This is a genomic window from Flavobacterium sp. MR2016-29 (assembly GCF_015350695.1).
Taxonomy (GTDB): Bacteria; Bacteroidota; Bacteroidia; order Flavobacteriales; family Flavobacteriaceae; genus Flavobacterium.
The window spans coordinates 60,847-72,779 of sequence record NZ_JADKPU010000009.1 but is presented as its reverse complement, the minus strand read 5'-3'; the positions used below and the strand labels follow the sequence as shown (position 1 = coordinate 72,779).

Here is an 11,933-nt window from a genome sequence, read left to right as displayed (position 1 = left end):
AATAAAGTAGCAAACAATGAATTTTGAATACAACGAAACACAATCAATGATTGCACAGTCTATTAAAGATTTTGCTGAAAAAAACATTAGACCTAATATAATGGAATGGGATGAAGCACAGATTTTTCCAATTCCGCTATTTAAAAAATTAGGAGAAATGGGATTTATGGGCGTTTTAGTGCCTGAAGAATATGGCGGATCCGGATTAGGTTATCATGAGTATATTACGGTTGTTGAAGAAATTTCAAAGGTCGATCCTTCAATTGGGTTGTCTGTTGCTGCTCATAATTCATTATGTACAAATCATATTTTAACTTTTGGAAATGAAGAACAGAAGAAAAAATGGCTTCCAAAATTAGCAACTGCAGAATATATAGGAGCCTGGGGTCTAACAGAACACAATACAGGTTCTGATGCAGGTGGTATGAATACCACAGCTGTTAAAGATGGAGATCATTGGATTGTAAGTGGAGCTAAAAATTTTATCACCCATGCTATTTCTGGAGATATTGCGGTTGTAATAGTTCGTACTGGTGAAAAAGGAGATTCAAAAGGAATGACCGCATTTGTTTTCGAAAAAGGAATGGCAGGATTTTCTTCAGGGAAAAAAGAAAATAAATTAGGTATGCGTGCAAGTGAAACCGCTGAGTTGGTTTTTGATAGTTGCAGGGTACCAGATGCAAATAGATTAGGAGAAGTGGGACAAGGGTTTGTTCAAGCGATGAAAATATTAGATGGAGGCCGAATTTCAATAGGAGCTTTATCATTGGGTATTGCTAAAGGTGCTTATGAAGCTGCATTAAAGTATTCTAAAGAAAGACATCAATTTGGACAGCCGATCAGCAGTTTTCAAGGTATCTCATTTAAATTAGCTGATATGGCTACAGAAATAGAAGCGTCAGAATTATTATTGCATAAAGCCGCTTTCTTAAAACAACAACATAAGCCAGTTACCACTCTGGGGGCTATGGCAAAAATGTATGCCTCAGAAGCTTGTGTGAAAATTGCCAATGAAGCTGTACAGATTCATGGAGGCTATGGTTATACTAAAGATTTTCCGGTAGAAAAATTCTACAGAGATTCTAAATTATGTACCATTGGAGAAGGAACTACTGAAATTCAGAAACTAGTTATTTCGAGAAATTTATTAAAAGACTAATAGTAAGAGTAAATAAGCTTGTATTCTCTTGATTTTTACTCTTTTTTCTTTTTAAAAAAATAATTCATAATTTATAATCATAATTCATAATTAATATTTACTTTTGCAACCTTAACGAGAGGAGGTGTCTATATTATGTTAATTATACCAATTAAAGACGGAGAAAATATCGATAGAGCATTAAAGCGCTATAAAAGAAAATTTGATAAAACAGGAACTGTTCGTCAATTAAGAGCACGTACTGCTTTTATTAAGCCTTCTGTAATCAAAAGAGCTCAAATTCAAAAAGCTGCTTACATTCAAAACATGAGAGATGGTTTAGAGAGTTAGTAGTAGCTATTCAAAAATAATTACCGTTAGTCATCAAAAAATTATAACTTTGATGCTAGCGGTTTTTTTATGTGTAATTTTTAAATTTCTCTGAGGTTATATTTGTGTAATATATAATAGGTAGAAATAAAGAATGTCTTTTCTTATGAAATCAAACAAAGAAGCATTTCGTGATTATCTTCAGTTGGAGAAAAAATATTCTGCTCATACTGTTAATGCTTATTTAAATGATATTACTTTTTTTGAAGTGTTCAATAAAACTCATTTTGAACAGGAAGATATCGAAAAAGTAAATTATAGTCAAATTAGAAGTTGGATTGTTTCTTTGGTCGATCAGGATATTTCAAATGTTTCAGTTAATAGAAAAATGGCTTCTCTGAAGTCGTTTTATAAATTTCTTCTCAAAACAAAACAAATAGATGTCAGCCCGATGTTAAAGCATAAGGCATTGAAAACTCCAAAAATTGTTCAGATTCCCTTTTCTGAAAAAGAGCTAATAGAATTGATGGAGGAAGTTGGTTCACCTGTTGGATTTGAAGAAGTACGTGATAAGCTTATTGTGGATCTTTTTTATACAACGGGAATGCGAAGAGCAGAATTAATTCATTTAATGAATCGAAATGTTGATTTGTCTTCAAATGTCGTTAAGGTTTTAGGAAAGCGCAATAAAGAGCGTATTATACCGATTCTTCCAATTGTTGTCGAGCAATTTAAGTTGTATTTGTCAGAACGTTCTTCTGTGGAAAAAATAGTGGATACTGATTGTTTTTTTATTTCAAAAAAAGGGTTAAAATTGAGCGAATCTTTTGTGTATCGATTAATAAATTCTTACTTTAGTAAAGTCTCTGAAAAGGTAAAAAAAAGTCCACACGTGCTTCGGCATACTTTTGCGACTCACTTATTAAATAACGGAGCAGATTTAAATTCAGTTAAAGAATTATTAGGGCATTCGAGTTTAGCGTCTACGCAAGTTTATACTCATAATAGTTTAGCAGAGCTTAAAAAGGTGTATACTGATGCGCATCCTCGGAATAAGTAATAATTCTGAAATGTTTAACCCTAAAATTTGTATTATGAAGGTAGATGTTCATGCAGTTAACTTTACTGTTGACAGAAAGTTGGTGGATTTTATTCAAGAAAGAATGGATAAATTAGAAAAATATTATGATCGAGTTGTTTCGGCAGACGTTTTTTTAAAAGTCGAGAGAACCAGTGACAAAGAGAATAAGGCAGTAGAGATTAAGATTAATGTTCCTGGAGATGATTTTTTGGTTAAAAAACAATGCAAAACATTTGAAGAAGCGGTCGAGCTTTCGGCAGAATCTTTAGAACGTTTACTGGTAAAAAGGAAAGAAAAAATAAGAGCACACATATAATTGAAATTTTTTTCAAAAAATGTTTTGATTCAAAGATAAAATAGCTACATTTGCAGTCCGTTAGAAATAGCGGACTTTTTTATTGATATTGCCAGCGTAGCTCAGTTGGCTAGAGCAGCTGATTTGTAATCAGCAGGTCGTGGGTTCGAGTCCCTCCGCCGGCTCAAAATATTTCAAATGCGATTTGAAATTGTTCATGTAATTATTGATAAAAAAAAGGGGAGATACTCAAGCGGCCAACGAGGGCAGACTGTAAATCTGCTGTGTGAACTTCGCAGGTTCGAATCCTGCTCTCCCCACGATTTTGATGTCAGATTGATGATTTCAGGATTTAGATTTGTAAAAAAAAGGATGAATTTTATTTGGCTTTATTTTAATCTAAATCGGGAATGTAAAGTCTAAAATTCAAGCTCTGCCGGTGTAGCTCAGGGGTAGAGTGCTTCCTTGGTAAGGAAGAGGTCTCGGGTTCAATTCCCGACATTGGCTCAAGTAAGTAGGAAATTGAAAATTAATATATAACTAAGATTAAAAATTAAGTAAAATGGCAAAGGAGAATTTTAATCGTTCCAAACCGCACTTAAACATAGGTACAATTGGACACGTGGATCACGGAAAAACTACATTAACTGCTGCAATTACAAAAGTATTGTCTGATGCAGGTTACTGTCAAGCAAAATCGTTTGATCAAATCGATAACGCTCCAGAGGAGAAAGAAAGAGGTATTACTATTAATACATCGCACGTAGAGTATGAAACAGCTAACCGTCACTACGCTCACGTTGACTGTCCAGGTCACGCGGATTACGTAAAGAACATGGTTACTGGTGCTGCTCAAATGGACGGAGCTATCTTGGTAGTTGCTGCTACAGATGGTCCAATGCCACAAACTCGTGAGCACATCCTTTTAGGTCGTCAGGTTGGTATTCCAAGAATCGTTGTTTTCATGAACAAAGTGGATATGGTTGATGATGCTGAATTGTTAGAGCTTGTTGAAATGGAAATTAGAGATTTATTATCTTTCTACGAATATGATGGAGATAATGGTCCTGTAGTTCAAGGTTCTGCTTTAGGAGGATTGAATAACGATCCTGCTTGGGTACCAAAAATCATTGAATTAATGGAAGCTGTTGATGCTTGGATCGAAGAGCCAGTACGTGACGTAGCTAAGCCATTCTTGATGCCGGTTGAAGATGTATTTACAATTACTGGTCGTGGAACTGTTGCTACAGGTCGTATTGAAACAGGTATTGCTAATACAGGAGATCCAGTTGAAATCATTGGTATGGGAGCTGATAAATTAACTTCTACTATTACAGGAGTTGAGATGTTCCGTAAAATCCTTGATAGAGGTGAAGCTGGAGATAACGTAGGTTTATTGTTAAGAGGTATTGATAAAGAATCTATCAAAAGAGGAATGGTTATCATTAAGCCAGGATCAGTAAAACCACACGCTACTTTCAAAGCAGAGGTTTATATCTTGAAAAAAGAAGAAGGTGGACGTCATACTCCATTCCATAATAACTACCGTCCACAGTTCTACGTACGTACAACTGACGTAACAGGAGTTATTACTTTACCAGAAGGAGTAGAGATGGTAATGCCAGGAGATAACTTGACTATCAATGTTTCTTTATTAAGCCCAATCGCTATGAGCGTAGGTTTACGTTTCGCTATCCGTGAAGGTGGTAGAACTGTAGGAGCTGGTCAGGTAACTGAAATCGTAGGATAATCCTATAAATATTATAAAAAGCCAGTTGATTTTCTTAACTGAAATCACTGGCTTTAATTACGGGCGTAGTTCAAGGGTAGAATAGCGGTCTCCAAAACCGTTGATGGGGGTTCGAATCCCTCCGCCCGTGCAATAAAAAAATATATCAAATGACAAAAGTTACTAATTATTTATCAGAGGCTTTCGAAGAGTTAAAGTCAAATGTTACTTGGCCAGCTTGGGCTGAGGTTCAAAAATTGACAATTGTTGTGGCTGTATTTTCGATTCTATTTGCTTTGGCAACTTGGGGAGTAGACGAATTTTTTGCAAAAGCTTTGGCTGGATTTTTTAGTTGGTTAAAAAAAGGATAATTTTTTTGTGATGGCAGATAATAATGTGAAAAAATGGTATGTGGTTAGAGCTGTAAGCGGACAAGAAAATAAAGTCAAAGCTTATATCGAAACTGAAATTGCCAGACTAGGTATGGGTGATTATGTTTCCCAAGTTTTAGTGCCTACAGAAAAAGTAGTTACTGTAAAAGAAGGGAAAAAAATGTCTAAGGATAAGGTTTATTTCCCTGGATATGTTATGATCGAAGCCAACTTAGTTGGTGAGATACCTCATATTATTAAGTCTATTACAAGTGTAATTGGATTTTTAGGAGAAATTAAAGGAGGAGAACCTGTTCCTTTGAGATTATCTGAAGTAAATCGTATGTTAGGTAAAGTAGATGAGTTAGCTGTTAATACAGATACTCGTGCTATTCCTTTCAACTTAGGAGAAACTGTTAAAGTGATCGATGGTCCTTTTAATGGATTTAACGGTACAGTTGAAAAAATTAATGAAGAAAAGCGTAAACTTGAAGTTATGGTTAAGATTTTCGGAAGAAAAACACCACTAGAATTAAGTTTTATGCAAGTTGAAAAAGTATAATTTTTTGTTACATATATAATAACCATTGTAATCGCTTCCATTGATTGCAGTGTTAAATTTTTTAAAAATGGCTAAAGAAATTAGTAAGGTAGTTAAACTACAAGTTAAGGGAGGTGCTGCGAATCCGTCGCCACCGGTTGGACCTGCTTTAGGAGCTGCTGGGGTAAACATCATGGAGTTCTGTAAGCAATTTAATGCTAGAACTCAAGATAAACCTGGCAAAATATGCCCAGTGCAAATCACTGTGTATAAAGACAAATCATTCGATTTTGTTGTTAAGACTCCTCCAGCAGCGGTTCAGTTAATGGAAGCTGCAAAGCTAAAATCTGGTTCTGGTGAGCCTAATCGTAAAAAAGTAGCTAGTGTTACTTGGGAACAAATTAGAGCAATTGCTGATGACAAAATGCCTGACTTAAATGCATTCACTATTGAGGCTGCAATGAGTATGGTTGCGGGAACAGCTAGATCTATGGGTATAACTGTATCAGGAGAAGCTCCTTTTTAATTAAGAAAAAGACATGGCAAAATTAACAAAAAAGCAAAAAGAGGCTGCTTCAAAAATTGAAAAGAACAAACTATATTCTCTTAAAGATGCTGCGGCATTATTAAAAGTAGTTGCTTCTGCAAAATTTGATGAGTCTGTTGATATCGCAGTTCGTTTGGGTGTAGATCCAAGAAAAGCGAATCAAATGGTTAGAGGTGTGGTTACATTACCTCACGGAACAGGTAAAGACGTTAAAGTATTAGCATTGGTTACTCCAGATAAAGAAGCGGAAGCTAAAGAAGCTGGTGCTGACTATGTAGGTCTTGACGATTATTTACAAAAAATTAAAGATGGTTGGACAGATGTTGATGTTATCATCACTATGCCAGCTGTTATGGGTAAATTAGGTCCATTAGGTCGTATTTTAGGACCTAGAGGTTTAATGCCAAACCCTAAAACAGGTACTGTAACTATGGATGTTGCAAAAGCTGTTGCAGAGGTAAAAGCTGGTAAAATTGACTTTAAAGTTGATAAAACTGGTATCGTTCACGCAGGAATTGGTAAAGTTTCTTTTGGAGCTGAGCAAATTGTTGACAACGCACACGAAATTATTCAAACATTAATAAAACTTAAGCCAACTGCTGCTAAAGGTACCTATATTAAAGGTATTCACCTTACAAGCACTATGAGTCCTGCTATTGCATTGGATCCAAAAGCAGTATAATTGGTAGTTAAAAATTTTTAGTATGACTAGAGAAGAAAAATCAATCGCGATTGAAAATTTAACTGCGCAGTTAGCTGGTACAAATATCATTTATGTATCTGATATTTCTGGATTAAACGCAGAGACAACTTCAAACTTACGTAGAGCTTGTTTTAAAGCAGGTATCAAATTAGAAGTTGTAAAGAACACTTTGCTTGCAAAAGCAATGGAAGCTTCTGCTAATGATTATGGTGATTTACCAACAGTTTTAACTGGTAATAGTGCTATATTCATTTCTGATGTTGCAAATGCACCTGGAAAAATTATCAAAGATTTCCGTAAGAAATCTGATAAACCAGTTTTAAAAGGAGCTTACATCAATTCTGAAGTGTATATTGGAGATAATCAATTAGAGGCATTAGCTACTATTAAATCTAAAGAAGAACTTCTTGGAGAACTTATTGGATTATTACAATCTCCTGCTCAAAGAATTATTTCTGCTTTACAAAACAAATTCGCTGCTAGCGAAGAAGAAGCGGAAGCATAATAATTTTTATGAGGGAATTTCCCTCGTAGCTTAAATAGCGCACAATAAACAAAATATAATTTTACAAATCATTTTAAACGATAGAAAAAATGGCAGATTTGAAACAATTCGCAGAACAATTAGTTAACTTAACAGTTAAAGAAGTTAACGAATTAGCAACAATATTAAAAGACGAGTATGGTATCGAGCCTGCTGCTGCAGCTGTAGTAGTTGCTGCTGGTGGTGGTGAAGGTGCTGCTGAAGAAGCACAAACTGAATTTACAGTTGTATTAAAAGAAGCTGGTGCTTCTAAATTAGCAGTAGTAAAATTAGTAAAAGAACTTACAGGTTTAGGTCTTAAAGAAGCTAAAGATGTAGTTGACGGTGCTCCAAGTAACGTTAAAGAAGGTGTTTCTAAAGAAGAGGCTGAAGGTCTTAAAAAATCATTAGAAGAAGCTGGAGCTGTAGTTGAGCTTAAATAATTCAACTCGGTTTTAAGAACTAGGTTTAGGTCTTGAGTGAACGCTCAATGGCCTAAACCATTTTTCGTATAATAAAATAGATCAAGTTTTATTATCAAATAGTTTAAAATACGAAAAAGTTTTTGATCAATACGAAGAAAAAAAATTGAACTAATTTTTATCGGTTTATTTTTAAAGATGTATTGATTATAATAAGAAAGTATAGATTAAACAGTGTGTGTTTTTACACAAAAAATTACTTTTTTTTAATCAAAATTTTGTCCATTGATGATAACAAATCAGACTGAAAGATTGAATTTTGCCTCTACAAAAAATATTCCTGACTATCCGGATTTCTTAGATGTTCAGGTTAAATCTTTTAAAGATTTTTTTCAATTAGAAACTAAATCTGACGAAAGAGGCAACGAAGGGTTGTACAACACCTTCATGGAAAACTTTCCAATCACAGATACAAGAAATAACTTTGTATTGGAGTTCCTAGATTATTTTGTAGATCCACCACGTTATACAATTCAAGAATGTATAGAGAGAGGTCTTACTTATAGTGTGCCTTTAAAAGCTAGGTTGAAACTATACTGTACTGACCCGGAACACGAAGATTTTGAAACTATTGTACAAGATGTTTATCTTGGAACAATACCTTATATGACTCCAAGCGGTACTTTTGTTATCAATGGTGCTGAGCGTGTAGTAGTATCTCAACTACACCGTTCTCCTGGGGTTTTCTTTGGTCAATCATTCCACGCAAATGGAACAAAACTTTATTCTGCCAGAGTTATTCCTTTTAAAGGTTCTTGGATAGAATTTTCTACAGATATCAACAGCGTAATGTATGCTTATATCGATAGAAAGAAAAAATTACCGGTTACAACTTTATTCCGTGCTATTGGATTCGAAAGAGATAAGGATATCCTTGAAATTTTTGACTTAGCTGAGGAAATTAAAGTTTCTAAAACAGGTATTAAAAAATATATTGGAAGAAGACTTGCTGCTCGTGTATTAAACACATGGCATGAGGATTTCGTTGATGAAGATACTGGTGAGGTAGTTTCTATCGAACGTAACGAAATCATCCTTGATAGAGATACTATTATCGACAAAGATAATGTTGAAGAAATCATCGATTCTAACGTTAAATCTATTTTGTTACACAAAGAAGATAATAATCAAGCAGATTATGCTATTATCCACAATACGTTACAAAAAGATCCAACAAACTCTGAAAAAGAAGCTGTAGAGCACATTTACCGTCAGTTGCGTAACGCTGAACCGCCTGATGAGGAAACTGCTCGTGGTATTATTGATAAATTGTTCTTCTCTGATCAACGTTATAACTTAGGTGAAGTTGGTCGTTATAGAATGAACAAAAAACTTGGTTTAGATATCCCGATGGAAAAGCAAGTGCTTACCAAAGAAGATATCATTACCATTGTAAAATATTTGATCGAATTGATCAACTCTAAAGCGGAGATTGATGATATTGATCACTTATCAAACCGTCGTGTTAGAACAGTTGGTGAACAATTGTCTCAACAATTCGGTGTTGGTTTAGCTCGTATGGCTAGAACTATTCGTGAGAGAATGAACGTTAGAGATAACGAGGTGTTTACACCAATTGATTTGATTAATGCTAAAACATTATCGTCAGTTATCAACTCTTTCTTTGGTACTAACCAGTTATCTCAATTTATGGATCAAACGAATCCATTAGCTGAGATTACACACAAAAGAAGATTATCTGCACTTGGACCTGGTGGACTTTCGAGAGAGAGAGCTGGTTTTGAGGTTCGTGACGTTCACTATACTCACTACGGTCGTTTATGTCCGATTGAAACTCCTGAGGGACCAAACATTGGTTTGATTTCATCTCTTGGTGTTTATGCAAAAGTTAACGGAATGGGATTCATTGAAACTCCTTACCGTAAAGTTACTGATGGTGTAGTTGATTTAGAAAGTACACCTATCTATTTAAGTGCTGAAGAAGAAGAAGGAAAAATGATTGCTCAGGCAAACATTGAAATGGATGCTTCTGGTAAAATTACAGCTAGCAATGTTATTGCTCGTGAGGAAGGTGACTTCCCAGTTGTTGAGCCATCTGCAGTACATTATACAGACGTTGCTCCTAACCAGATCGCTTCGATCTCGGCTTCATTGATTCCTTTCTTGGAACATGATGATGCGAACCGTGCGTTGATGGGATCTAACATGATGCGTCAGGCGGTTCCTTTGATTCGCCCAGAAGCACCAATTGTTGGTACAGGTTTAGAGCGTCAAGTGGCTTCAGATTCTAGAGTATTGATTAATGCTGAAGGAGATGGAACTGTAGAATATGTTGATGCTAATATCATTACTATCAAATACGACCGTACTGAAGAAGAAAGAATGGTAAGTTTTGATGCTGATGAAAAAACATACAACTTAATTAAATTTAGAAAAACCAATCAAGGAACAAGTATTAACTTGAAACCAATCGTAAGAAAAGGTGATAGAGTTATTCTTGGCCAAGTATTATCAGAAGGATATGCTACGCAAAATGGTGAATTAGCTTTAGGTAGAAACTTAAAAGTTGCGTTCATGCCATGGAAAGGGTATAACTTTGAGGATGCGATTGTAATTTCTGAAAAAGTAGTTCGTGATGATATTTTTACTTCTATCCACGTTGATGATTATTCATTAGAGGTTAGAGATACTAAGTTAGGTAATGAAGAGTTAACAAACGATATTCCTAACGTTTCTGAAGAAGCTACTAAAGATTTAGATGAAAACGGTATGATTAGAATTGGAGCAGAGGTTAAACCTGGCGACATTTTGATCGGAAAAATTACACCAAAAGGAGAATCAGATCCTACTCCAGAAGAAAAATTGCTTCGTGCAATCTTCGGGGATAAAGCAGGAGATGTAAAAGATGCTTCATTAAAAGCGTCTCCATCTTTACATGGTGTTGTTCTTGACAAAAAATTATTTGCAAGAGCCGTAAAAGATAAACGCAAACGTACTCAGGATAAAGATGCTTTAGGCGCTTTAGAAATGGAGTTTGAAACTAAATTTGTTGAATTAAAAGACAGATTGGTTGAAAAATTATTCTTGATCGTTAACGGAAAAACATCTCAAGGTGTAATGAATGATTTGGGTGAAGAAGTTTTACCAAAGGGTAAAAAATATACTCAAAAAATGCTTTACGCAGTAGAAGATTTCGCTCACTTAAGCAAAGGTCAATGGGTTGCTGATGATGCTACTAATAAAATGGTTAATGATTTAATTCATAACTATAAAATTAAGCTGAACGACTTACAAGGATCTTTAAGAAGAGAAAAATTCACTATTACAGTTGGAGATGAATTACCATCTGGAATCTTGAAATTAGCGAAAATTTATATCGCTAAAAAACGTAAACTGAAAGTAGGGGATAAAATGGCGGGACGTCACGGTAACAAAGGTATTGTTGCAAGAATCGTTCGTCATGAAGATATGCCTTTCCTTGAAGACGGAACACCGGTAGATATCGTATTGAATCCACTTGGGGTACCTTCACGTATGAACATTGGTCAGATTTATGAAACTGTTCTTGGATGGGCTGGTATGAACTTGGGTAGAAAATTTGCTACTCCAATTTTTGACGGTGCTTCTTTAGATCAAATTAATGAATTAACTGATGAAGCTGGAGTGCCACGTTTTGGACATACATACCTTTATGATGGTGGTACTGGAGAGCGTTTTCATCAAGCTGCAACTGTAGGTGTAATTTACATGCTTAAATTAGGACACATGGTTGATGATAAGATGCACGCACGTTCTATCGGACCATACTCATTGATTACGCAACAGCCACTTGGAGGTAAAGCTCAATTTGGAGGTCAGCGTTTTGGAGAGATGGAGGTTTGGGCACTTGAAGCTTATGGAGCATCAAGTACACTTCGTGAAATTTTAACAGTTAAGTCGGATGACGTTATTGGTAGAGCTAAAACTTACGAAGCTATCGTTAAGGGAGAGTCTATGCCAGAGCCTGGATTACCTGAATCATTCAATGTATTAATGCATGAATTAAAAGGTCTTGGACTTGACATTCGATTAGAAGAATAAATAAAGTTTTCAGTTACAGTCTCAGTATTCAGTTCAACACTGAAAGCTGAGACTGAGGCTGTTTATTAAAATAAAGTTTTTAGGATTTATACCCGTAACCCGTTCCGATTTTTTACTTAAGCCTAGAAGGTTGGTAATTAGCACTTCAAAAT

Annotated in this window: 12 protein-coding genes and 4 tRNA genes; all 16 read left to right on the top strand. The window is 35.2% G+C overall.

All coding sequences use genetic code 11. From position 1 onward, the window contains the following. Window positions 1-16: 16 nt before the first annotated feature. Complete coding sequence (locus IR010_RS17520; protein WP_029273441.1) at window positions 17-1,159, top strand: acyl-CoA dehydrogenase family protein; 1,143 nt, start codon at window positions 17-19, stop codon at window positions 1,157-1,159. Window positions 1,160-1,294: 135 nt separating this feature from the next. After that, window positions 1,295-1,489 carry a 30S ribosomal protein S21 gene (gene rpsU, locus IR010_RS17515; RefSeq protein ID WP_026985791.1) on the top strand — a complete coding sequence of 65 codons (195 nt, stop codon included), beginning with the start codon at window positions 1,295-1,297 and terminating at the stop codon, window positions 1,487-1,489. A 145-nt stretch (window positions 1,490-1,634) separates the two neighbouring features. Beyond that, entirely contained in the window at window positions 1,635-2,528 is an 894-nt protein-coding gene (locus IR010_RS17510) for a tyrosine-type recombinase/integrase (RefSeq protein WP_194605630.1), read from the top strand. A gap of 34 nt (window positions 2,529-2,562) precedes the next feature. Beyond that, window positions 2,563-2,865 (top strand): ribosome hibernation-promoting factor, HPF/YfiA family, encoded by a 303-nt coding sequence (hpf, locus tag IR010_RS17505; RefSeq protein ID WP_017496722.1) that lies wholly within the window; start codon window positions 2,563-2,565, stop codon window positions 2,863-2,865. A gap of 90 nt (window positions 2,866-2,955) precedes the next feature. After that, window positions 2,956-3,029: transfer RNA gene (locus IR010_RS17500), tRNA-Thr, on the top strand. Window positions 3,030-3,083: 54 nt separating this feature from the next. Next, window positions 3,084-3,164, top strand: a tRNA-Tyr gene (locus IR010_RS17495). Between the two features lie 115 nt (window positions 3,165-3,279). Continuing rightward, a tRNA-Thr gene (locus IR010_RS17490) sits at window positions 3,280-3,351 on the top strand. A 55-nt stretch (window positions 3,352-3,406) separates the two neighbouring features. Next, a complete protein-coding gene (tuf, locus tag IR010_RS17485) occupies window positions 3,407-4,594 on the top strand; it encodes an elongation factor Tu (protein ID WP_007807448.1) in 1,188 nt (395 codons plus the stop codon). A 59-nt stretch (window positions 4,595-4,653) separates the two neighbouring features. Then, window positions 4,654-4,724: transfer RNA gene (locus IR010_RS17480), tRNA-Trp, on the top strand. A gap of 19 nt (window positions 4,725-4,743) precedes the next feature. Next, on the top strand, window positions 4,744-4,944 hold the full coding sequence (secE, locus tag IR010_RS17475; protein WP_029273443.1) for a preprotein translocase subunit SecE: 201 nt from the start codon (window positions 4,744-4,746) through the stop codon (window positions 4,942-4,944). 10 nt (window positions 4,945-4,954) lie between these two features. Beyond that, on the top strand, window positions 4,955-5,506 hold the full coding sequence (nusG, locus tag IR010_RS17470) for a transcription termination/antitermination protein NusG (protein ID WP_029273444.1): 552 nt from the start codon (window positions 4,955-4,957) through the stop codon (window positions 5,504-5,506). 67 nt (window positions 5,507-5,573) lie between these two features. Further along, on the top strand, window positions 5,574-6,011 hold the full coding sequence (gene rplK / locus IR010_RS17465) for a 50S ribosomal protein L11 (RefSeq protein WP_029273445.1): 438 nt from the start codon (window positions 5,574-5,576) through the stop codon (window positions 6,009-6,011). A gap of 13 nt (window positions 6,012-6,024) precedes the next feature. Beyond that, on the top strand, window positions 6,025-6,714 hold the full coding sequence (gene rplA / locus IR010_RS17460) for a 50S ribosomal protein L1 (RefSeq protein WP_017496725.1): 690 nt from the start codon (window positions 6,025-6,027) through the stop codon (window positions 6,712-6,714). Window positions 6,715-6,736: 22 nt separating this feature from the next. Further along, window positions 6,737-7,240, top strand: coding sequence for a 50S ribosomal protein L10 (rplJ, locus tag IR010_RS17455; RefSeq protein ID WP_194605628.1), 504 nt, complete (start codon window positions 6,737-6,739; stop codon window positions 7,238-7,240). 89 nt (window positions 7,241-7,329) lie between these two features. Beyond that, entirely contained in the window at window positions 7,330-7,701 is a 372-nt protein-coding gene (gene rplL, locus IR010_RS17450) for a 50S ribosomal protein L7/L12 (RefSeq protein ID WP_007807437.1), read from the top strand. Window positions 7,702-7,968: 267 nt separating this feature from the next. After that, a complete protein-coding gene (rpoB, locus tag IR010_RS17445; RefSeq protein WP_029273447.1) occupies window positions 7,969-11,781 on the top strand; it encodes a DNA-directed RNA polymerase subunit beta in 3,813 nt (1,270 codons plus the stop codon). Window positions 11,782-11,933: the final 152 nt, after the last annotated feature.